Below are 21,375 nucleotides of genomic sequence, written 5' to 3'. Positions count from 1 at the left end.
CGCTGGCGCGAATGCCGTAGCGGAGGCGGCAAGCGCGTCCCTATTTAGGGGCTCAAAGTATCTAGATACTTTCCCCATTTGCGCCTCGGGACCTTCAGGTATATATTTCAAGCCTAAACTATCCAGGTTTAAATATCTGCGGCCGCCAGCTCCAGGAATTCAGAGCGGATGTCGCTTACCACGGAGCGCTACGGCAATGAAAATAGTCTGCATCGGCGGGGGCCCCGCCGGCCTGTATTTCGGTCTGCTCATGAAGCTGCAAGACCCCGCCAACGAAGTCACCGTGATCGAGCGCAACCGCCCTTACGACACCTTCGGCTGGGGGGTGGTGTTCTCCGACGCCACCATGCAGAACTTGCGTGAAGCCGACCCCGTTTCCGCCCAGACCATCGGCGACGCCTTCAACCACTGGGACGACATCGACATCAACTTCAAGGGCCGCAGCATTCGCAGCGGCGGCCACGGCTTCATCGGCATCGGCCGCAAGAAGCTGCTGAACATCCTGCAGGCGCGCTGCGAGGACGTGGGCGTGAAGCTGGTGTTCGAACAGTTCATCCAGGACGACCAGGCCATCGCCCGCGAATACGACGCCGACCTGGTCATCGCCTCGGACGGCATCAACAGCCAGGTCCGGACCCGCTACGCCGACACTTTCCATCCGGACATCGACCAGCGCCGCTGCCGCTTCGTGTGGCTGGGCACCAAGAAGGTGTTCGACGCCTTCACCTTCGCCTTTGTCCAGACCGAGCACGGCTGGTTCCAGGCGCACGCCTACCGCTACGAAGACGGCATGTCCACCTTCATCGTGGAAACGCCCGAGGAAACCTGGCAGGCCGCCGGTATCGAGCAGATGAGCCAGGAAGAGGGCATCGCCTACTGCGAAAAGCTGTTCGCGCCCTGGCTGGACGGCAATCCGCTGATCAGCAACGCCACGCACCTGCGCGGCTCGGCCATCTGGATCCGCTTCCCGCGCGTCATCTGCAATACCTGGGTGCACTGGAACAAGCTGGATACCGCCCGCGGCGAGCGCCGCGTGCCCGTGGTGCTGATGGGCGACGCCGCCCACACCGCCCACTTCTCGATCGGCTCCGGCACCAAGCTGGCCCTGGAAGACGCGATCGAGTTGGCGCGCTGCCTGAGCGGCGCCGAAGGCAGCGTCGAAGCCGGCCTGAAGCACTACGAGGAAGTGCGCAGCGTCGAAGTGCTGAAGATCCAGAACGCCGCCCGCAACTCCACCGAATGGTTCGAGAACGTCGAGCGCTATGCCGACCTGGAGCCTGAACAGTTCGCCTATTCGCTGTTGACCCGTTCGCAGCGGATCTCGCACGAAAACCTGCGCCTGCGCGACCCGGCCTGGCTGGAAGGCTTCGAGCGCTGGATCGCGGAACGCGCCGGCGCTGCCGCCGCGCCTGGCCAGCGGCCCGCGATCCCCATGCTGACGCCCTATCAGGCGCGCGGCGTGCGGCTGAAGAACCGCATTCTGGTGTCGCCGATGGCCATGTATTCCTGCACCGATGGCGTGCCGGGCGACTTCCACCTGGTGCACCTGGGCGCGCGCGCCATGGGCGGCGCGGGCCTCGTCATGGTCGAGATGACCTGCGTGTCGCCGGACGGCCGCATCACCCCGGGCTGCCCGGGCCTCTGGAACGACGAGCAGCGCGACGCGTTTGCCCGCATTGTCGGCTTCGTGCATGGCAACAGCGATGCCCGCATCGGCCTGCAGCTGGGCCACGCCGGTCGCAAGGGTTCCACGCAGCTGGGCTGGCAGAAGATCGATCATCCGCTGGCCGAAGGCAACTGGCCGCTCTTGTCGGCGTCGGCCCTGCCTTACATCGAAGGCGTGTCGCAGACGCCGCGCGCCATGACGCGCGCCGACATGGACGACGTGCGCGACAACTTCGTGGCCGCCGCCCGCCGCGCCGAGCAGGCCGGCTTCGACTGGCTGGAGCTGCACTGCGCGCACGGCTACCTGCTGTCCAGCTTCATTTCGCCGCTCACGAACCATCGCACCGACGAATACGGCGGCAGCCTGGAGAACCGCCTGCGCTTCCCGCTGGAGGTGTTCCATGCCGTGCGCGCGGTATGGCCCGAGAACAAGCCCATGTCGGTGCGGATTTCCGCCAGCGACTGGGTCGAAGGCGGCATCACGGCCGATGACGCGGTGGAGATCGCGCGCCACTTCAAGGCTGCCGGCGCCGACATGATCGATTGCTCGTCCGGCCAGGTCAGCAAGGAAGAAAAGCCGGTCTACGGCCGCATGTTCCAGACCCCGTTCGCGGACCGCGTGCGCAACGAGGCCGGCATCCCGACCATCGCGGTGGGCGCCATCTTCGAGGCCGACCACGCCAACGGCATCATCGCCTCGGGCCGCGCCGACCTTTGCGCGCTGGCGCGTCCCCATTTGGCTGACGCCTCCTGGACGCTACGCGAAGCCGCGCGAGTGGGCTACCGTGATGTTTCGTGGCCGAGCCAGTACTTCGCCGGCAAGCGCCAACTGGAAACCAACTTCGAACGCGCCGCCGCGATGGCGCAACTGGATATCAAATGAACGCAACTCCGCTCCCGCTGGCCGGACGCCACGCCCTGGTGACGGGCGGCGCCCGCGGCATCGGGCTGGCCTGCGCCCGGGCGCTCTTGCAGCGCGGCGCGCGCGTCACGCTGCTGGGCCGCGACGGCGCCGCGCTGGACGCCGCGGCCGACAGCCTGGCCAGCCTGGGCCAGGTGCAGGCCGTCAGCGCCGACATCGCCAACGAAGCCTCGGTGCGGGCGGCCTTCGCCCAGGCCGAGGCCGAGTTCGGTCCGGTACTGGTGCTGGTGAACAACGCCGGCCAGGCCGTCAGCCAGCGCTTTGACCGCACCGACGCGGCGCTGTGGCAGTCGATGCTGGACGTCAATCTGACCGGGACCTTCCACTGCATCCAGGCGGCCTTGCCCGGCATGCTGCAGGAAAAATGGGGCCGCGTAATCAACGTGGCCAGCACGGCGGGCCTGATCGGCTACGGCTATGTCACCGCCTATTGCGCGGCCAAGCACGGCGTGATCGGCCTGACCCGTTCGCTGGCGCTGGAAACGGCGCAGAAGGGCGTCACGGTCAACGCCGTATGCCCTGGCTACACGGAAACCGACATCGTGCGCGGCGCGGTGTCGAACATCGTCGACAAGACCGGCATGACGCCGGACGCCGCGCGCGCCAAGCTGGCCGAGCGCAACCCCCAGGGCCGCCTGGTGCAGCCCGAGGAAGTGGCCGAGACGGTCGCCTGGCTGGCCTTGCCGGCTTCGGCCTCGGTCAACGGCCAGGCCATCGCCGTAGACGGCGGCGAAGTGATGACCGGCTGAAGCCGGCGCCCCATCCACCCCAATTCACGAACGGAGACACCATGAGCACCCAGCCCGAAGAGCACACCATGAAACACCACAAGCGTCCGTTCGCCGGCTACCAGGCCAAGACGTTCCTGTGGCAGGTGTCGGCCGACGGCAAGATCGGCACGGTGACGCTGAATCGCCCCGAGCGCAAGAACCCGCTGACGTTCGATTCCTACGCCGAGTTGCGCGACCTGTTCCGCGCGCTGGTGTACGCCACCGACATCAAGGTCGTGGTGGTGACGGGCGCGGGCGGCAACTTCTGCTCGGGCGGCGACGTGCACGAGATCATCGGTCCGCTGACCAAGATGAGCATGCCCGAGCTGCTGGACTTCACCCGCATGACGGGCGATCTGGTCAAGGCCATGCGCGCTTGCCCGCAGCCCATCGTGGCGGCGGTCGACGGCATCTGCGCCGGCGCCGGCGCCATGGTGGCGCTGGCCTCGGACATGCGCCTGGGCACGCCCGCCGCGCGCACCGCCTTCCTGTTCACGCGAGTCGGCCTGGCCGGCGCCGACATGGGCGCATGCACCTTGCTGCCGCGCATGATCGGCCAGGGCCGCGCGTCCGAACTGCTCTACACGGGCCGCGCCATGACGGCGGAAGAAGGCGCCAGCTGGGGCTTCTTCAATGCCCTGCATGAACCCGGCGCGCTGGCCGACGCCGCGCAGACGCTGGCCGCGCAGCTGGCGGCGGGTCCGACCTTCGCCCACGGCGTGACCAAGAAGCTGCTGCACCAGGAATGGAACATGGGGGTGGACGAGGCCATCGAGGCCGAAGCCGAGGCCCAGGCCATCTGCATGCAGACGCGCGATTTCCGTCGCGCCTACGAGGCCTTCGTGGCCAAGCAAAAACCGGTGTTCCAAGGGGACTGAGCATGCGCGACGCAAGCTGGCTGGATTGGCCGTTTTTCGACGATGCGCACCGCAAGCTGGCGCGCGAGGTCGACGCCTGGTGCGAAGCGTCCCTGGGGGACGTGGATCACCATGACGCCGACGCGGCCTGCAAGAAGCTGGTGCGCGCCATGGGCGAGGCCGGCTGGCTGCGCTACGCGGTCGCGGGCGGCCCCGGCGGCGCCTGGGGCGGCGCGCTGCCGGAAGTGGATTCCCGCGCGGTGTGCATCCTGCGCGAAACCCTGGCGCGCCATGAAGGGCTGGCCGATTTCGCCTTTGCCATGCAGGGCCTGGGCAGCGGCGCCATTTCGCTGATGGGCTCGGACGAACTGCGTCAGCGCTATCTGCCGCGCGTGGCGCGCGGCGAAGCCATCGCCGCCTTTGCGCTGTCGGAGCCCGACGCCGGCTCGGACGTGGCCGCGCTGGCCTGCGAGGCCACGCTGGACGGTGACCATTATGTGTTGAACGGCGCCAAGACCTGGATTTCCAACGGCGGCATCGCGGACTTCTATTGCGTGTTCGCGCGCACGGGCGAAGCGCCCGGCGCGCGCGGCATCAGCGCCTTCGTGGTGGATGCCGATACGCCGGGCTTCGAGGTCAGCGAACGCATCGACCTGATCGCTCCGCACCCGCTGGCGACCATCACGTTCGACAACTGCCGCATTCCGGCGTCGCACCGGCTGGGCGACGCGGGCCAGGGCTTCAAGCTGGCCATGATGACGCTGGACATCTTCCGCGCCTCGGTAGCGGCCGCCGCGCTGGGTTTCGCGCGCCGCGCGCTGGACGAAGGGCTGGCGCGTTCCAAGTCGCGCCGCATGTTCGGCCAGACGCTGTCGGACCTGCAGCTGACGCAGGCCGCGCTGGGCGACATGGCGACCGCCATCGACGCCTCGGCGCTCCTGACATACCGCGCGGCCTGGATGCGCGACGTGCTGAAGCAGCGCACCACGCGCGAAGCGGCCATGGCCAAGATGACCGCCACGGAATCGGCGCAGACCGTGATCGACCGCGCGCTGCAGATGTTCGGCGGCGCGGGCGTGGTGTCGGGGATGCCGGTGGAGAAGCTTTACAGGGAAATACGCGCGCTGCGGATCTACGAAGGCGCGACAGAAGTGCAGAAGTTGATCATTGCCCGTGAACTGCTGAAGGCGTAAGGCAGCCATCGAGCTCCGTCGTCCCGGCACAGCAACTACACCGCAATAGCAAGGGGAATTCCATGGAAGCATCCGCCCACATCGACACTTTCGCCCGGGACAATCTGCCCCCGGGCGAACAATGGCCAGAGTTCCTGCTCGACGGCCCCGACGTGGCCTATCCGAAACGTTTGAACTGCGCGGTCGAACTGGTGGACGCCATGGTCGAGCGCGGTCACGGCGAGCGCGTCGCGCTGCGCTGGAGCCAGGACGGCAAGCAGGCCACGATGACCTACCGCGAACTGGCCGCGCTGACCAACCGTATCGCCCGGGTGTTGGCGGAAGATATGGGCCTGGTGCCGGGCAACCGCCTGCTGCTGCGCGGACCGAACAACCCCATGATGGCGGCCTCGTGGCTGGCAGCGATCAAGGCCGGGCTGGTGACGGTGCCGACGATGCCGCTGTTGCGCGCCAAGGAACTCAAGCAGATCATCGACAAGGCGCAGATCCAGGCCGTGCTGTGCGATGCCCGCCTGAAAGACGAGGCGGAGTTCTGCACCCAGCCCAGCCATGAGCATTATTGTCCTGGCCTGACCAAGGTCATGTACTTCAACGACAAGGCGCCCGACGCGCTGGATGCGTTGGCAGCGGCCAAGCCGGATGATTTCAAGGCCTGCGATACCGCGGCCGACGACGTGTGCCTGATCGCCTTCACCAGCGGCACCACCGGCGCGCCCAAGGGCTGCATGCACTTCCATCGCGACGTCCTGGCGATGTGCGACCTGTTCCCCAAGCACGTCATCAAGCCGGGTCCGGACGACATTTTCTGCGGCACGCCGCCGCTGGCATTTACCTTCGGCCTGGGCGGCCTGCTGTGCTTCCCGCTGCGCGTGGGCGCGAGCACGGTGCTGGCCGAGAAGCTGTCGCCGGAAAGCCTGCTGCAGCTGATCCAGGATTTCCGCGCCACCATCGTGTTCACGGCGCCCACGTTCTACCGCCAGATGGCGGCATTGGTGGGCAAGTTCGATCTGTCGTCGCTGAAGAAGAGCGTGTCGGCGGGCGAGGCGCTGCCGGATGCGACGCGCCAGCTCTGGAAAAAAGCCAGCGGCATCGAGATGATCGACGGCATCGGCGGCACGGAAATGATCCACGTGTTCGTGTCCAGCCCGCCGGAGTCGGTCAAGGCCGGCGCCATCGGCCGCGTGGTGCCGGGTTATGTGGCGCAGATCGTCGATGACGATATGAATCCCGTGCCCAACGGCACGGTGGGCCGGTTGGCGATCAAGGGGCCTACCGGCTGCCGCTATCTGGCGGACGAACGCCAGCGGCGCTTCGTGCAGAACGGTTGGAACCTGCCGGGCGATACGTTCCTGCAGGATGACGACGGCTATTTCTTCTATCAGGCGCGCAATGACGACATGATTGTTTCGGCGGGCTACAACATTGCCGGACCCGAGGTCGAGGACGCGCTGCTGCGTCACGAGGCCGTGGCGGAGTGCGGCGTGGTGGGCGCGGCGGACGACGAGCGCGGCCAGGTGGTCAAGGCCTTCGTGGTGCTCAAGCCGGGCTATGAAGCCGGCAGTGAGCTAGTCGCGGCGCTGCAGCAGTTCGTGAAGGCCAATATCGCGCCCTACAAGTATCCCCGTGCCATCGAGTTTGTCGACGCGCTGCCGCGCACCGAAACCGGCAAGCTGCAGCGTTTCGCGCTGCGCAAGATGGCCTGAACCGGCAACAAGGAAATTCCATGGCAGCCCCTTTCATCAGCCAGGTCGAAGTCCGCTTCCGTCATTGCGATCCGGCGGGCATCGTTTTCTACCCTCGCTACTTCGAGATGATCAATGACTTTGTCGAGGAATGGTTCGACAAGGGCATGGGGTTGCCGTTTCATGCGCTGCACGTGGAGCGGCACATCGGCACGCCGATGGCGTCGGTGCAGTGCGATTTCAGCGCGCCCAGCCGCTGGCACGAGCGTCTGCGCCAGGTGCTGGAAGTACAGCGCATCGGCGGCGCGTCGTTCAAGGCGCTGGTGCGCTTCGAGGGGCCGGATGGCCAGTTGCGCTTGTCGGCGACGCTGACGATCGTAACGGTGGATTTGCGGACGATGAAGTCCATGCCGCTGCCTGCGGATCTGCGGGAACGCATGCAGGCTTATCTGGTTCCCGCAGCGTAAGCGGCGGGGATCGTTTGCTTTTCTTAAATATAGGATGACGTTATGAAAATTCTGCAACCGCCGGATTGGATGGCGCCCCGGGGCTATTCGAATGGCGTGCTCACCGAGATGCAGGTGGGCAGCAAGCTCGTATTTGTGGGCGGGCAGGTGGGGTGGAATGGCCAGCAGCAGTTCGAGACCGACGATCTGGCGGAGCAGGTGCGCCAGACGCTGGCGAACATCGTCGCGATTCTGGCCGAGGGCGGCGCCAAGCCTGAGCATATCGTCCGGATGACGTGGTACGTGACGGACAAGAACGAGTATGTGGCGGCTTATCCCGCCATCGGCAAGCACTATCGTGAGTACATCGGCCGGCATTTCCCGGCGATGACGGCCGTGGAGGTGGCGGACCTGGTCGAGGACCGCGCCAAGGTGGAGATTGAGGTGACTGCCGTGGTGCCGGCGCAGTAATCGCCGGTTGCTCCTGAGCGCCGAGGGCCGGCTATCGCCTGGCCTTCGGCGTTTTTTTTGCAGGCTTCTTGAGCGCTGGGGCTCGATACAATCGATCCATCAACCAAGGAGCCTGCCTCATGTCCCTGAACTCTGACGCGGTACGCCTGTTCCTGGGCGTGGTGGATGCCGGATCCCTCAGCGCCGCCGCCGAGCTTCTGGGCCATACTGCGTCGGGCGTCAGCCGCGGCCTGTCGCGGCTTGAGGAAGAGCTCGGCGTCATCCTGATCAACCGCACCACCCGGCGCATGGAACTGACCGAGGAGGGCAAGCATTTCCTGCCCAAGGCCCGGCACATCGTCGCGTCGCTGGACGAAGCCGAGGATTGCATGCGCATGGTGCATCAGCGCCCGGCGGGCCGCTTGCGGGTGGATGCGTCGGTGCCCGTCATGCTGCATTGCGTGGTGCCGCTGGTGGCGGAGTTCCGGCACGAGTATCCGGCGATCACGCTCGAACTCACCAGCAACGACCGCATCGTGGACCTCATGGAACACCGCACCGACGTGGCGCTGCGCATGGGGCCGCTGACGGATTCCACCCTGCATGCGCGCACGCTGCGGCCGTCGCCGCGCTGGGTGATGGCCAGCCCGGACTACGTGGCCCGGCGCGGCGCGCCGCAGACGGTGGAGGACCTGGCGGCGCATGAAGTGCTGGGTTTCACCCAGCCTGAGAGCCTGAACGTCTGGCCCTTGCGCCACGCGGGCGGGTCCAGCTATCTGGCGGTGCCGACGCTGGCGACGTCCAGCGGCGAGACGCAGCGGCAACTGGCGGTGCGCGGCGTGGGCATCGCCTGCCTGTCTGACTTCGTGGTGCGCGAGGACGTCAAGGCCGGCCGGCTGGTGAAGCTGATGGAAGCCGCGCACACGGACTATCTGCAGCCCATGCACGCGGTGTATCACCGCAACACGCAGCTCTCGCGGCGCATCGCCTGCTTCCTGGATTTCTTCGCGGCGCGGATCTGAACCCGCGCCGCGCTTGGCATGGCGCCTAGGCGTGCAAGGCGCGGCCAAAGGCCGACAGCACCGATTCGTGCAGCGTTTCCGACAGGGTCGGGTGCGCGAACACGGTGTGCATCAGGTCTTCTTCCGTGGCTTCCAGCGAGGCCGCCACGCCGTAGCCCGTGATCAGCTCGGACGCTTCGGGGTGGATGATGTGCGCACCCAGCAGCTCGCCGCTCTTGGCGTCGAACACCGTCTTCACCAGTCCCTGGTCCTCGCCCATGGCGATCGCCTTGCCGTTGCCGGCGAAGGTGAATTTGCCCACGCGGATGTCGCCGCCGGTCTTGGCGGCGTGTTCGCGGGCGCGGGCTTCGCTCATGCCGATGCTGGCGACCTGCGGGTACGAGTAGGTGCAGGCCGGGATGCGCAACGGATCGATGGGATGCGCGGGCCTGCCGGCGATGGCTTCCACGCACAGCACGGCTTCGTGGCTGGCCTTGTGGGCAAGCCACGGCGCGCCCGCCACGTCGCCGATGGCATAGACGCCGGGCTCGCCCGTGCGGCACAGGCCGTCGGTGACGATGTGGGTCTTCTCCACCTTGACGCGGGTCTGCTCCAGGCCCAGGTTCTCGACGTTGCCGACGATGCCGGCGGCGACGATGACGCGGTCCACTTCCAGCTCGCTGCGCTTGCCTTGCTGGTCCAGCGTCACCTTCACGCCGCTCGCGGTCAGCGAGGACGAGGCCACGGCGCACTGCGTCAGTACCCGGATGCCTTGCTTTTCGAAGGCCTTGCGCGCCAGCGCCGAGATCTCGGCGTCTTCCTGCGGCAGGATTTCCGCAGTCATGTCGATCAGCGTGACTTCCGCGCCCACGGCGCGGTAGAAGCTGGCGAACTCCGCGCCAATGGCGCCCGCGCCCACCACCAGCAGCGACTTCGGAATCTCGGCTGGGACCAGCGCCTGGCGGTAGGCCCAGACGCGTTCACCCAGGGGCAGCGCCGGCAGCTCGCGGGCGCGCGCGCCCGTGGCCAGGATGATGTGCTTGGCCGACAGCGTGCTGCCGTTGTCCAGCACCAGGCGGCCGCCGCCCGCCAGCTTGGCGCTGGCGGCGAACACGGTCACGCCGTTCTTCTTCATCAGGTGCGCCACGCCCTGGCCCAGGCGGCCCGCCACCTTGCGTGAACGCGCCACCATGGCGGCCAGGTCCGGACGCGCTTCGCCCGCGCCCGCGACGCCGTAGTGCGCCGCCTCGCGGCAGGCGCGCAGCACGGTGGCGCTGTGCAACAGCGCCTTGGTGGGGATGCAGCCCCAGTTCAGGCAGATGCCGCCGAGTTCGGCGCGTTCCACCAGCGCGACCGACATGCCCAGCTGGGCCGCACGGATGGCCGCGACATAGCCGCCGGGGCCGCCGCCCACCACGACGAGATCAAACGTAGTCTTGGTCATGGCGGGGCTCACAGCAGGATGCGCACGGGGTTTTCGATCAGCGTGCGGAAGGCGGCCAGCCAGCGCGCGCCCACCGCGCCGTCCACCACGCGGTGGTCCGCGGACAGGGTAACGGTCATGACGGTGGCGGCGGCCAATTGGCCGTCGCTGTCCACCACCGGACGCTTTTCTGCCGCGCCCACCGCGAGGATGGCGGCCTGCGGCGGATTGATGATGGCGGCGAACTGGCTGATGCCGTACATGCCCAGGTTGCTGACGGTCAGCGAGCCGCCGGTGAATTCCTCGGGCTTGAGCCGGTTGATCTTGGCGCGTCCGGCCAGCTCGACGATTTCGCCTGCAATGGCGGACAAGGATTTCACGTCGGCATCGCGCACGATGGGCGTGACCAGGCCGCCGTCGGTCGCCACCGCCACCGAGATGTCGGCGCCGGCATGGTATTCGACCGCGTCCTCGTGCCAGCTGGCATTGACCTCCGGCACTTCGCGCAGGGCCAGGGCGGCCGCGCGCACGATGAAGTCATTGACCGACAGTTTCACCGCGCCGCCCTGGTTGGCCTGGGCGCGCAGCGCCAGCAGCGCGTCCATCCGGCAATCCACCGTCAGGTAGAAGTGCGGCACGTTCTGCTTGCTCTCGGTGAGACGGCGGGCGATGGCGCGGCGCATGCCGGTATGCGGCACGCGGCGCGCGGCGGGACGGCCGGCCAGCGCTGCGGGCGCTGCGGCCGGGGCGCGGTCGCGCGCCGCTTCCACGTCGCGGCGCACGATGCGGCCGTGCGGACCGGTGCCGGTCACGCCGAGCAGATCCACATGCCATTGCGCGGCCAGGCGGCGCGCCAGCGGGCTGGCGAACAGGCGCCCGCCGGGGACCGGAGCGTTGCTGGCGGCGGCCGGCGCCTTGGGCGCGGCTGCGGCGCCGGCAGGGGCGGCAGCGCAGTTGGCCGGGGGGCAAGCGGCGGCGGCATTGCCGGCGGGAGCCGAAGCAGCGGCAGCGGCTGCCGGCTGCACGGCCGCGCCGGCTTCGGCCAGCGCGCGGTCGATGGCCGAGGCGTCTTCGCCCTGCGCCAGCAGCACGCCGATCACGGTGTTCACCGGCACGGAGGCCGCGCCTGCCTGGACCACGATGCGGCCCAGCACGCCGGCCTGCTCGGCATTGATCTCGACAATGGCCTTTTCGGTTTCGATTTCCGCCAGCGCATCGCCCACGGCGACCACGTCGCCTTCTTTCTTGAGCCACTGGTGCAGCGTGCCGCCCGAGGTGTCGGCGGCAACGGAGGGGAGCTTGATAAGGTGTGCCACGATGTTCGTCCTATTCAGCGGCGCCAGCCAGGTCCGGCCGGTAGGTGGCGGGATCGTCGTATTCGACCAGTTCCAGCACATTGCCTTCAGGGTCGCGGAAGAACGCCAGCCAGGTGCCGGGGCGCACTTCCATCGGCGCGGGCTTGCTGTCGAAGACCACGCCCCGGGCTTCCAGGCCGCGGACCACGCCGGGCAGGTCCCGCACGATGAAGGTCAGGTAGGTTGCGCCCTGGCGGTCCAGGATGGCCGCGCCGCGCGCAGCGGCCTCGGGTGCGGCGGCGGGTTGCAGCAGCTTGATGCGTTCGCCGTAGCTGGTCTGCAGGCGCGCCACGTCGTAGCCATGGCGCGTGAGGCCGGTGGCCTGCGCCTTGTCGGCCGGCACGTGCACGCGGTTGACGAGCTTCAGGCCCAGGATGCCGGTGTAGAAGGCCAGCTGCGCGTCCAGGTCGGCGCAGCAGATGCCGACTTCCATCGGCACGGTCATGTGCAGGGTCATGCCTGTTCTCCCAGATCGGCCAGCACGTCGGCCAGGCCGGCCATGACTTCCTCGGTGTCGGCGAAGGCCGCGCGCTCGAGCACCTTGGAGATGCTGGGCGAGGCTTCGCCGCCGGTCACGCGCTTGACCGGCTGGTCCAGCCAATCGAAGTAGCGGCGCTGGATCTCGTCGGCCAGCATGGCGCCGTAGGAGGTGCCGCGCGCGCCTTGCTCCACGATCAGCACGTTGTTGGTCTTCATGATGCTGGCGCCGATGGTGTCCCAGTCCAGGCTGGCGCGGTCCAGCGTGCGCAGGTCGATGACCTCGGCGTCCACGCCGGCTGCTTCAGCCGCCTTGAGCGCGCGGCTGACCATGGACAGATAGGTCAGGATGGTGACCTTGCCGCCCTCGCGGCGCATGCGGGCCTTGCCAAACGGGATCGCATAGTCGAGGTCGTCCGCGGGCACTTCGCCCGAGGAGGCGTACAGGTCCACGTGCTCGATCACCAGCACCGGGTCCTTGGAGGCCAGCGCGGTGTTCATCAGGCCGACGTACTCGTAAGGCGTGGACGGCGCGACCACGCGCCAGCCGGGCGCGGTGGCGAAGATGCCGGCCGGATCCATCGAGTGCTGCGAGCCGTAGCCCGTGCCCATGGCGACCTTGGTGCGCAGCACGAAGGGCACGTCGATGTCGCCGCCGAACATGTGGCGGGCCTTGCCGATCTGGTTGAAGATCTGGTCGGCCGCGACCCACATGAAGTCGGGGTACATGAACTCCACGATGGGCCGGTAGCGGCCGTCCATGGCCAGGCCGCCGCCCAGGCCGGCGAAGGCGTTCTCGGAAATGGGGGTGCCCAGCACCCGGTCCGGATACTTGTCCTTCAGGCCGCGCGTGGCGCCGTTGGTGCCGCCCTTCAGGCGGTGCACGTCTTCGCCCAGCACCACCACGCCGGGGTCGGTTTCCATGCGGCGGTCCAGCACGTCGGCCACCGCGTCGACGAACTTGCGCTCGGCGGATTGGCCGGCGTAGTCGGCGGCTTCCTGGTAGCGCAGGCCGGCCAGTTCCGAGCCGTCGCTGCGCAGGCCCACGTCGCGGAAGTCCGGGCTGGGCCAGAGGTCGGCGCGCACGCGGCGCTTGCCGCCGTCGGCGGCTTCGGTCAGGCGGCCGGTCACGTCCTTCATCACGTCCTTGCAGCGCTGGCGCAGGGCGTCGACTTCGGCTTGCGTGATCAGTTGGCGGGCGATCATTTCCGCGGCGATCTTGTCCAGCGGATCGCGGCGGCGCCATTGCGCTTCCTCGTCCTTGCTGCGGTAGCCGAAGGCGCTGCCGGGGAACGGGCCGTTCTGGTGGAAAAAGCGGTACACGTCCACTTCGACGATGGTGGGACCGTTGCCGGCGCGCATGTGCGCCACGGCTTCGGACATGGCCAGGTGAACCGCCAGCGGATCCATGCCGTCCACCTTCCACGACGGGATGTTGAAGGCCAGGCCGCGCGCCGACAGGCGCGGTTCGGCGGTGGACTCTTCCACGGTGGTGGACACGGCGTAGCGGTTGTTCTCGATGAAGAAGCACAGCGGCGTCTTCCAGGCCGCGGTCAGGTTCATGGTTTCCAGCACCGAGCCGATGTTCACCGCGCCGTCGCCGAAATAGGTCACGGCGACACGGTCGGTGCCGGCGTGCTTGTGCGCCCAGCCCGCGCCGGCGGCCAGCGGCACGCCACCGCCGACGATGGCGTTGGTGCCCAGCGCGCCGGCTTCGAGCCAGCGCAGGTGCATGCTGCCGCCGCGGCCGCGGCAGTAGCCCTGGGCCAGGCCCATGATCTCGGCCAGCGTCTTCTGCAGGACCTCATCGATGGCGGGCGTGAGCGGATTGCGCGGGTCCAGGCCCAGCGGCGCGACGTGCTGCAGCGCCTTGGCCAGGAACTGGTGGTGGCCGCGGTGCGAACCGTTGATCTGGTCGCCGGCGCCCAGCGCCAGCACCGAGCCGACCGCGCCGCCTTCCTGGCCCACGGACGAATGCGCGGGGCCGTGCACCAGGCCTTCGGCGGCCAGGTCGAGCACGGCTTCTTCAAAGGCGCGGATCCAGTGCAGCTGGGTCAGCATGGTGCCCAGCAGGGCCGGGTCCGCCTGTTGCCAGTCCTTGGCGTCTACCGTCAGTTGCCGCCAGGGCGCTTGGGGCTCAAGCGGTTGGTGGGTGGCCATGAGTGAATCTCCAGAGATGTGTGTATGCGTTCTTGCGATTAGAGGTAGCTGTAGCGGCTCCAGCCGCCGTCGGCCACCAGGGTGTGTCCGTTGACGTAGGCGGCCTGGCGCGAGGCCAGGAACACCGCCAGGTCGGCCATTTCGGCGGGTTGCGCCAGCCGGCGCAGCGGCGTGCGCTGCTTGAGGCGCTCGGGGTCGAGGCGGCCGCGCGCGGCCAGGTCGCGCACCAGGTCCGTTTCCACGTAGCCCGGCGCCAGCGCGTTCACGCGCACGCCCATCGGGCCCCATTCCACGGCCAGGGTCTCGGTCAGCAGCACCACCGCGCCCTTGGTGGCGCAATAGGCGGCGCGGTCGGGCGCCGCCACCACGCCGTACATGGAGGCCAGGTTGATGATGGCGCCCGCGCCAGCGGGCACCATGCGGCGGCCGGCGGCCTGGGCGCACAGGAACACGCCGGTCAGGTTGATGTCCACGGCGCGGCGCCATTCGTCCACGGTGACTTCCAGCGTGGGCTTGTTGGCGGAGACGCCGGCGTTGTTGACCAGCACGTCGATGCGGCCCCAGGCCTTTTCGACCTGTGCGAAAGCCTGCTCGACCGCGTCGGCGTCGGTGACCGAGGCCTGCACGGCCAGCGCTTCGCCACCCAGCGCGGCCAGGCCGGCGACGGCTTCGTCCAGCGCAGCGGCGTCCATGTCCAGCAACGCCACGCGCGCGCCCTGGCGCGCGAAGGCCTGCGCCGTGGCCAGGCCTATGCCCTTGGCGCCGCCGGTGATGACGACGCTCTGGCCGCGCAGGTCGGGGTGGATGACTTCCGGAGTTTGGTCCAAGATGTTTGCCTCTTAGCGATGTATTTGCCGGCGCTCAGACCGCCAGCCATTCCTGGACCACGTCCTGGCGCTCATGCAGCTGCGCGGGCGGTCCTTCGAAAACGATGCGGCCGTGGCCCATCACGCTGACGCGGGTGGAGACCTTCAGCGCGATGGTCAGCTTCTGCTCCACCAGCACCACGGACACGCCGCGCTTGTGGATGTCGCGGATCACGTCGGCGATCACTTCCACGATCTTCGGCGCCAGCCCTTCGGTGGGTTCGTCGATCAGCATGACCTTGGGGTTGCCCAAGAGCGAACGGCACATGGTCAGCATCTGCTGTTCGCCGCCCGACAGGTTGCCTGCCTTGGTGCCGCGACGTTCCTTCAGACGCGGGAAGTAGTCGAACATCTGCTCGGTCGACCAATAGGGCGCGTCGTCGCGCCTGGGCTGTTCGCCCATGCGCAGGTTTTCGTCCACGGTCAGGTTGGCGAACACCTCGCGCTCTTCCGGCACGAAGCCCAGGCCGGCGCGGGCGATCTCGAAGGGGCGCTTGTTGGTGATGTCGCGGCCTTCGATGGCGATGCTGCCGCCGGTCACGTCCACCAGGCCCATGATGCTCTTCATGGTGGTGGAGCGGCCCGCGCCGTTGCGGCCCAGCAGGCTTACGACTTCGCCGCGGCCGACCGTCAGGTCGATGCCGTGCAGGATGTGGCTCTTGCCGTAGTGGGCATGCACGCCTTGCAGGCTCAGCAAGGGGGATTGCGTCGTCATACCGTTTCCTCTCCCAGGTAGGCTTCGCGCACGCGGGCGTCGCCGCGGATGTCGGCCGGCGTGCCGGTGGCGAGGATCTCGCCATAGACCAGCACGCTGATGCGGTCGGCCAGCGAGAACACCACCTGCATGTCGTGCTCCACGATCAGCAGCGTGCAGTCGCGGGTCACGTCCTTGATGAGCTCGACCGTGTAGTCCACCTCGTGCTGGGACATGCCCGCCATGGGCTCGTCCAGCAGGATGACCTTGGGGCGCGAGGCCAGCGTCATGCCGATTTCCAGCGAACGCTGTTCCGAATAGTTCAGGTCGCCGGCGGCGGTGTGCTGCTTGGCGGCCAGGCGCACTTTCTCCAGCAGGCGGTCGACGTCTTCGTTGACGGCGCGGTTGCGGGCGATGGGGCGCCAGAAGTTGTAGACCAGGCCGTGCATGCGCAGCACCGCCAGCCGCAGGTTCTCGCGCACCGACAGGCGCGGGAACACGTTGGTGATCTGGAACGAGCGCGCCAGCCCCAGGCGGTTGATGCGCTCCGGCGGCAGGCCGCCGATGGAGCGCGAACGCAGGCTGATGTCACCCGAGGTCGGCGCGAACGAGCCCGACATCAGGTGGAACAGCGTGGACTTGCCGGCGCCGTTCGGGCCGATGACGGCATGGCGTTCGCCGGCCTCGACCTTCAGGTTCACGCCGCGGATGATCTGCGCGTCGCCAAAGGACTTGCGCACGTCGGTCAGGGTCAGGATTTCGTGGCTCATTGTGCAGCCTCCAGCGCGGGAGCGGCTTGTTCGTCGTCGCGCCACAGGGCCAGCGCCCAGCGGCAGGCCGCCAGGCCCGCCACGAACAGCGCCAGCGGAATCAGCCAGGTCGACAGCGCCAGCGGCGCCCAGTCGTGGCCGAACAGCGGAATCTCGGGCCAGCCGGCCTCGGGGTTCATGGCCAGCAGCGAGCGGTAGTCGCGGGCGAACATGCGTTGCAGCAGCTCAACCGTGAAGACCGTGGCGCAGGTCAGCAGCAGGCCGCCCGCCACGGATACCGCGGCGCGCGGCAGCCAGTTGGCCAGGCCGCGCTCGCGCAGCGAGCGGGCGGCGCCCTGCACCAGGCCGACCAGGCCGTCCGGCACGAACAGCATCACCAGCACGAACAGGATGCCCTGGTACAGCAGCCAGGAGCGCGTGATGTCGGCCAGCGTCTGCGACAGGAAGGTCAGGATGGAGGCGCCCAGCACCGGGCCGAGGAAGGCGTTGACGCCGCCGATGTAGGCGAACAGCACCGCGTCGGTGGACAGCTTGACGTCGAACAGCACGTAGTTGCCGGCCTCGATGTTCAGCGCCTGCAGGCCGCCGGCGATGCCGGCGAACATGGCGGACAGCGCGAACACCAGGGTCTTGAGCGTGTGCGGCCGATAGCCCAGGTAGCGCAGGCGGTTGGCGTTCTCGCGCAGGCCCAGCGTCAGCCGGCCCAGCGGCGTGCGCGTCAGGCCATAAAGCGCGGCCAGCGACACCAGCACCCAGGCCAGCACCAGGAAATAGACCTCGATGTCGGAACCGAAGGTGAAGCCCCAGGCCGGCATGCGCATGGCGGATACGCCCGCTTCGCCGCCGAACACGCCTTTCAGGTGCGGCGCCAGCGCATGCAGCAGCTCGGCCAGCGCCAGCGTGATCATGGCGAAGTAGACGCCGGCGCGCATGGTGGCGAACCAGCCCGCGACCAGGCCGAACAGCAGGCCGGCCACGCCGCCCGCCAACGGCATCAGCGGCGTGGGCAAGAGGCCCGCGCCGCCCAGCGCATTCATGGCGTGGATGGTGGCGAAGGTGCCCACGCCGAAGTAGGCGGCGTGGCCGAAGGACAGCATTCCGCCCTGGCCGGCCAGCAGGTTGAAGGCGCAGGCGAACAGCGCGGCGATCAGCATCTGCACGGCTGCCACCAGCTGGCCCGGGGGCAGCAGCCAGGGCAGCGCGCAGAGCGCGGCCACGCACAGGACGAGGAGCAGCAGGGCGGAAGTACGGCGGGTCTGGCTCATGCCTGTTCTCCCTTCAGGCCCGAAGGCTTGACCAGCAGCACCACCAGCATCAGCAGGAAGGGCAGGGTCGCGGCCAGACTGGAAATCTTCACGGTCATCAGGCCGCCCACGCTTTCGGCCCATTCGCCGGCGCCGAACAGGCCGAACAGGGTCGCCAGGCTGGCGTCGATGCCGACCGAGAACGAGCTGATCAGGCCGATCAGCAGCGAGGCGATCATCGCGCCTTCGAGCGAGCCCAGGCCGCCCACCACCACCACCACGAACACCAGCACGCCCAGTTCCAGCGCCATGTTGGGGTTGGTGGTGTAGAAAGCGCCTGCGACCGCGCCGGCCAGGCCGGCCATGGCCGCGCCCACGCCGAACACGCTCATGAACACCAGCGGCACGTTATGGCCCAGCGCCTCGGCCATGCGCGGACGGTAGATGGCCGAACGCACCACGATGCCCACGCGGGTGCGCGACAGCAACAGATAGATCACGGCGAACATCGCCAGCGACACGCCGCCCATCAGCAGGCGGTAGAACGGATAGTCCGCGTCGAACACGCGGAAGGCCGCGAAGTTGAGGAACTGCGGCACGCGGTAGTCAACCGGGAAGTCGCCGTAGAACAGCTTGATCAGCTCCGCCACGATGAAGGCCAGACCGAAGGTCACCAGCAGTTCCTGCGCATGGCCGAACTTGTGGACGCGGCGCAGGAAATAGCGCTCAACGCCCATGCCGAGCAGGCCGGCGATGATGGTGGCCAGGACCAGCGCGGTCCAGAAGCCGGTGACGGGCGTCAGGGTGTAGGCGGCGTACGCGCCTATCATGTAGAACGAGGCGTGCGCGAAGTTGAGCACGCCCATCATTCCGAAAATCAGTGTCAGGCCTGCCGACACCATGAATAGCAGCAGGCCGTAAATCACGCCGTTCAACAGCGAGACGGTAAAGTATTCCATGTCCGCTCCAGGATTCTTGCGCTAAGACGACGGACGTCTTGCGAGCGATTGCGCACCAGGTTTTTCCGGCCCGCGCCGGGGGTGCGCTTATTGGGGTTGCCAGGGGCAATGAGGGGGTGTGCGCGGCCGGGCCGTCACGCGCAAGCTGACGGTCCGGCCGCGCAACCCATCAGTTCGGCCGCTGCATCTTGCAGGTGGCTTGCGGCGGCGCCGACACGTCGGCCGCGGCCAGCACCTTGACCGGCTCGAAGCCCATGTCGGTGCCGTCGGCCTTGTACTTGGCGTTCTTGCCGACCTTGGACACCACCATCGGCAGCTGCACCTGGTGGTCTTCCGCGCGCATCGTGTAGGTGCCCAACGACGAGGTGTAGGTGACCTTCTCCAGCGCGCCGGCCAGTTGCGGCACGGACAGCTTGCCGTCCTGCGGCTGCACTTGCTTGAGCGCTTCGCCCAGGAAGCGGATGCCGATCACGGTCTGCGGCTCGGTATAGCTGGGATAGTGGCCGGTCTTGGACTTGTAGTCCTCGGCGAACTTGGCGCCTTCCTCGCCCGCGGCTTCGATGTTGTAGGGGTGGGCGATGTAATGGCCCAGCGCGACTTCACCGGCGTTGGCCAGGTTGCCCACCTGGTCCAGGAACACGGTGGCGAAGCGGACCTTCAGACCCGCGGCCTGCGTGGCCTTCATCAGCAGCAGCAGGTCGTTGGACCAGTTGCCGGTGATGACGGTGTCGGGGTTGGACGAGCGGATGCGCGCGACGTAGGGCGCGAAGTCCTGGATCTTGTTGACTTCGTGCAGCGTCTTGCCGACCACTTCATAGCCGTACTGCTTGGCGAAGCGCTCGGTGGCGCCTTCCATGTCCTGGCCCCAGGAGTAGTTCTGGTTGATGGCGTACACGCGCTTGCCCAGCGTGCCGTCGGCCGACATGACCGAGGCCAGCGCCTTCACGCGCAGGTCTGCGTTGGTGGTGAAGCGGAAATGATAGAAGTGGCATTTCTGGCCGGTCAGTTCCAGCGCCTCGCCGCCCACGTTCAGGAACACGACTTCCTTGCCCGGGTTGCGCAGGTTGTGCTTGCGCACGTCTTCGGTCAGCTGGCCGGAAATGGCGGACGACGAACCCTGCACCAGGATCTGCACGCCTTCGGCGGCGGCCGCGCGGAAGCGGTCGGACGCGCCCACCGGGCCGCCCTGGTTGTCGAACTCGACCAGTTCCAGCGGCTGGCCGTTCCAGCCGCCGGCGGCGTTGATGCGGTCCAGCTCATATTTGACCGCGGCGCGGAACATCAGGCCGGTCGAGGCCTGCGGGCCGGACAGCGTCTCGATCAGGCCGATCTTGACGGGCGCGGCCTGGGCCGATGCGGCGATGCCGGCCAGGCACAGCAGGCCGGTGGTGAAAGCCAATTTCATGCGTGTCTCCTCCGTGGGACGGGAGTGTGGTGAATGTGTTGATCAGGCAAGCGCGCGGGCGGGCTTGCGCGGCTCTTCTATGCCCAGGAACCGGGCAATTTCGGCAATCTGTCCTTCCAGCATGTACAGGCCCGGATGCGTGCGGCAGCCGCGCGCGGCGGCGGCGCGCAGCAAGGGCGTATCGACGCGGCTCATGACGGCGTCGGCGATGACGGTGCCGGCGGCAAGCGCGTCCAGCTGGAAGGGCAGGGGATCGGTGTCGTTCAGGCCCAGCGAGGTCGCATTGATGGCGATGTCGCAAGCCTCGGGCGTGGCGCTGGCCACGCTGATGGCCAGGCCGGGATATTGGCGGCCCAGATGGGCGGCGAAGGACAGCGCCTTGTCGGCGCTGCGGTTGTACAGGCGCAGGCTGGCGGGGCCGGCGTCGGCCACGGCACAGGCGATGGCCTTGCCGGCGCCGCCCAGGCCGGCCAGGTAAACGTGGCGGCCGGCGGGATCGTGGCCCTGGCTGCGCAGGCCAGCGACGAAGCCCAGTCCGTCGAAGTTGCCGCCGGTGAGCACGCCGTCGCGCAGGCGCACCGCGTTGACCGCGCCGCTCAATTGGGCCGAGGGCGTCAGCGCGTCGCACAGGGTGGCGGCATGTTCCTTGTGGGGCACCGTCACGACGATGCCGCCCAGATTGGCCAGCCCGCGGATGCCGGCGAACAGGCCGGGCAAGGCGTCGGGGGCCACATGGAACGGGACCATGACCGCGTCCACGCCACGCTCGCGCAGCAGGTTGTTGAGCCGCTGGGGCGTCTTGACGTGCGCGATCGGGTCCGCCGCGATCGCGAAAACGGTAGTGCTGCCGGTGATTTCCACCTGTTTGTCCCCTGCCTGGGTAGCGGTTTGCCGCTGTGTCGTTCCCGACTCTCTTGCCTGAAAGCGTCAGTTGCTTTACGCTTTCGGAATAAGTTGTCAGGCAACTTTATTAAGTTGTCCGATAAATCATAGGGCAAGCGTTTTTCCCGTGTCAAGCGGCGGTTTCGGGAGTCCA

General features: G+C 67.9%; 19 protein-coding genes. 8 read left to right on the top strand and 11 right to left on the bottom strand.

Translation table 11 applies throughout. From position 1 onward, the window contains the following. Positions 1-196: 196 nt before the first annotated feature. The 8 genes from NGK62_RS08835 to NGK62_RS08800 all read left to right on the top strand — a co-directional run bounded on the left by NGK62_RS08835 (position 197) and on the right by NGK62_RS08800 (position 9,007). On the top strand, positions 197-2,548 hold the full coding sequence (locus NGK62_RS08835; RefSeq protein ID WP_059379144.1) for a bifunctional salicylyl-CoA 5-hydroxylase/oxidoreductase: 2,352 nt from the start codon (positions 197-199) through the stop codon (positions 2,546-2,548). Beyond that, entirely contained in the window at positions 2,545-3,336 is a 792-nt protein-coding gene (locus NGK62_RS08830; RefSeq protein WP_251878050.1) for an SDR family NAD(P)-dependent oxidoreductase, read from the top strand. The genes NGK62_RS08835 and NGK62_RS08830 overlap by 4 nt, the downstream gene beginning before the upstream one ends. Before the next feature lie 41 nt (positions 3,337-3,377). After that, positions 3,378-4,235 carry an enoyl-CoA hydratase family protein gene (locus tag NGK62_RS08825; protein ID WP_042796271.1) on the top strand — a complete coding sequence of 286 codons (858 nt, stop codon included), beginning with the start codon at positions 3,378-3,380 and terminating at the stop codon, positions 4,233-4,235. A 2-nt stretch (positions 4,236-4,237) separates the two neighbouring features. Further along, positions 4,238-5,407 (top strand): acyl-CoA dehydrogenase family protein, encoded by a 1,170-nt coding sequence (locus tag NGK62_RS08820; protein WP_251878048.1) that lies wholly within the window; start codon positions 4,238-4,240, stop codon positions 5,405-5,407. Positions 5,408-5,469: 62 nt separating this feature from the next. Then, positions 5,470-7,110 carry an AMP-binding protein gene (locus NGK62_RS08815; protein ID WP_251878046.1) on the top strand — a complete coding sequence of 547 codons (1,641 nt, stop codon included), beginning with the start codon at positions 5,470-5,472 and terminating at the stop codon, positions 7,108-7,110. Between the two features lie 20 nt (positions 7,111-7,130). After that, entirely contained in the window at positions 7,131-7,556 is a 426-nt protein-coding gene (locus tag NGK62_RS08810; RefSeq protein ID WP_013391343.1) for an acyl-CoA thioesterase, read from the top strand. Between the two features lie 42 nt (positions 7,557-7,598). Then, positions 7,599-8,006 carry a RidA family protein gene (locus NGK62_RS08805; protein ID WP_042796274.1) on the top strand — a complete coding sequence of 136 codons (408 nt, stop codon included), beginning with the start codon at positions 7,599-7,601 and terminating at the stop codon, positions 8,004-8,006. Positions 8,007-8,125: 119 nt separating this feature from the next. After that, complete coding sequence (locus tag NGK62_RS08800) at positions 8,126-9,007, top strand: LysR family transcriptional regulator (protein ID WP_059379131.1); 882 nt, start codon at positions 8,126-8,128, stop codon at positions 9,005-9,007. 25 nt (positions 9,008-9,032) lie between these two features. Here the strand turns inward: NGK62_RS08800 and lpdA are convergent, their stop codons facing one another. From lpdA to NGK62_RS08745, 11 genes are all read right to left on the bottom strand, one after another. Further along, positions 9,033-10,430, bottom strand: a complete 1,398-nt coding sequence (gene lpdA, locus NGK62_RS08795) for a dihydrolipoyl dehydrogenase (RefSeq protein WP_251878044.1) — start codon at positions 10,428-10,430, stop codon at positions 9,033-9,035. 8 nt (positions 10,431-10,438) lie between these two features. Further along, complete coding sequence (locus NGK62_RS08790; RefSeq protein WP_251878042.1) at positions 10,439-11,725, bottom strand: pyruvate dehydrogenase complex dihydrolipoamide acetyltransferase; 1,287 nt, start codon at positions 11,723-11,725, stop codon at positions 10,439-10,441. A gap of 10 nt (positions 11,726-11,735) precedes the next feature. After that, positions 11,736-12,221 carry a VOC family protein gene (locus tag NGK62_RS08785; RefSeq protein ID WP_251878040.1) on the bottom strand — a complete coding sequence of 162 codons (486 nt, stop codon included), beginning with the start codon at positions 12,219-12,221 and terminating at the stop codon, positions 11,736-11,738. Next, the gene (locus NGK62_RS08780) at positions 12,218-14,401 is read right to left on the bottom strand and encodes an alpha-ketoacid dehydrogenase subunit alpha/beta (protein WP_251878038.1); all 2,184 of its coding nucleotides are present in this window, start codon (positions 14,399-14,401) and stop codon (positions 12,218-12,220) included. Before NGK62_RS08780 ends, NGK62_RS08785 begins: the two co-directional genes overlap by 4 nt. A 38-nt stretch (positions 14,402-14,439) precedes the next feature. Next, positions 14,440-15,228 carry an SDR family NAD(P)-dependent oxidoreductase gene (locus NGK62_RS08775; RefSeq protein ID WP_059379121.1) on the bottom strand — a complete coding sequence of 263 codons (789 nt, stop codon included), beginning with the start codon at positions 15,226-15,228 and terminating at the stop codon, positions 14,440-14,442. A 34-nt stretch (positions 15,229-15,262) separates the two neighbouring features. Next, a complete protein-coding gene (locus NGK62_RS08770) occupies positions 15,263-15,982 on the bottom strand; it encodes an ABC transporter ATP-binding protein (RefSeq protein WP_042795454.1) in 720 nt (239 codons plus the stop codon). Continuing rightward, positions 15,979-16,731 (bottom strand): ABC transporter ATP-binding protein, encoded by a 753-nt coding sequence (locus tag NGK62_RS08765; protein ID WP_059379120.1) that lies wholly within the window; start codon positions 16,729-16,731, stop codon positions 15,979-15,981. The genes NGK62_RS08770 and NGK62_RS08765 overlap by 4 nt, the downstream gene beginning before the upstream one ends. Continuing rightward, a complete protein-coding gene (locus NGK62_RS08760) occupies positions 16,728-17,996 on the bottom strand; it encodes a branched-chain amino acid ABC transporter permease (RefSeq protein ID WP_118933919.1) in 1,269 nt (422 codons plus the stop codon). Before NGK62_RS08760 ends, NGK62_RS08765 begins: the two co-directional genes overlap by 4 nt. Further along, entirely contained in the window at positions 17,993-18,934 is a 942-nt protein-coding gene (locus tag NGK62_RS08755; RefSeq protein WP_054458937.1) for a branched-chain amino acid ABC transporter permease, read from the bottom strand. Before NGK62_RS08755 ends, NGK62_RS08760 begins: the two co-directional genes overlap by 4 nt. A gap of 169 nt (positions 18,935-19,103) precedes the next feature. Further along, a complete protein-coding gene (locus NGK62_RS08750) occupies positions 19,104-20,339 on the bottom strand; it encodes a branched-chain amino acid ABC transporter substrate-binding protein (RefSeq protein WP_059379114.1) in 1,236 nt (411 codons plus the stop codon). A 42-nt stretch (positions 20,340-20,381) separates the two neighbouring features. Beyond that, on the bottom strand, positions 20,382-21,200 hold the full coding sequence (locus NGK62_RS08745) for a shikimate dehydrogenase family protein (protein ID WP_118933917.1): 819 nt from the start codon (positions 21,198-21,200) through the stop codon (positions 20,382-20,384). Between the last annotated feature and the right edge of the window lie 175 nt (positions 21,201-21,375).

It is taken from the genome of Achromobacter sp. Marseille-Q4954 (assembly GCF_943737025.1).
Classification (GTDB): Bacteria; Pseudomonadota; Gammaproteobacteria; order Burkholderiales; family Burkholderiaceae_B; genus Achromobacter; species Achromobacter bronchisepticus_A.
The sequence above is the reverse complement of the archived record's forward strand: the minus strand, read 5'-3'. Positions and strand labels throughout refer to the sequence as shown.

Coding starts and splice junctions, on each gene's coding strand:
- NGK62_RS08815 (WP_251878046.1), top strand. CDS start 5,470: ATGGAAGCATCCGCCCACATCGACACTTTCGCCCGGGACAATCTGCCC.
- NGK62_RS08750 (WP_059379114.1), bottom strand. CDS start 20,339: ATGAAATTGGCTTTCACCACCGGCCTGCTGTGCCTGGCCGGCATCGCC.
- lpdA (WP_251878044.1), bottom strand. CDS start 10,430: ATGACCAAGACTACGTTTGATCTCGTCGTGGTGGGCGGCGGCCCCGGC.
- NGK62_RS08765 (WP_059379120.1), bottom strand. CDS start 16,731: ATGAGCCACGAAATCCTGACCCTGACCGACGTGCGCAAGTCCTTTGGC.
- NGK62_RS08805 (WP_042796274.1), top strand. CDS start 7,599: ATGAAAATTCTGCAACCGCCGGATTGGATGGCGCCCCGGGGCTATTCG.
- NGK62_RS08830 (WP_251878050.1), top strand. CDS start 2,545: ATGAACGCAACTCCGCTCCCGCTGGCCGGACGCCACGCCCTGGTGACG.
- NGK62_RS08755 (WP_054458937.1), bottom strand. CDS start 18,934: ATGGAATACTTTACCGTCTCGCTGTTGAACGGCGTGATTTACGGCCTG.
- NGK62_RS08800 (WP_059379131.1), top strand. CDS start 8,126: ATGTCCCTGAACTCTGACGCGGTACGCCTGTTCCTGGGCGTGGTGGAT.
- NGK62_RS08810 (WP_013391343.1), top strand. CDS start 7,131: ATGGCAGCCCCTTTCATCAGCCAGGTCGAAGTCCGCTTCCGTCATTGC.
- NGK62_RS08820 (WP_251878048.1), top strand. CDS start 4,238: ATGCGCGACGCAAGCTGGCTGGATTGGCCGTTTTTCGACGATGCGCAC.
- NGK62_RS08770 (WP_042795454.1), bottom strand. CDS start 15,982: ATGACGACGCAATCCCCCTTGCTGAGCCTGCAAGGCGTGCATGCCCAC.
- NGK62_RS08825 (WP_042796271.1), top strand. CDS start 3,378: ATGAGCACCCAGCCCGAAGAGCACACCATGAAACACCACAAGCGTCCG.
- NGK62_RS08760 (WP_118933919.1), bottom strand. CDS start 17,996: ATGAGCCAGACCCGCCGTACTTCCGCCCTGCTGCTCCTCGTCCTGTGC.
- NGK62_RS08835 (WP_059379144.1), top strand. CDS start 197: ATGAAAATAGTCTGCATCGGCGGGGGCCCCGCCGGCCTGTATTTCGGT.
- NGK62_RS08780 (WP_251878038.1), bottom strand. CDS start 14,401: ATGGCCACCCACCAACCGCTTGAGCCCCAAGCGCCCTGGCGGCAACTG.
- NGK62_RS08785 (WP_251878040.1), bottom strand. CDS start 12,221: ATGACCCTGCACATGACCGTGCCGATGGAAGTCGGCATCTGCTGCGCC.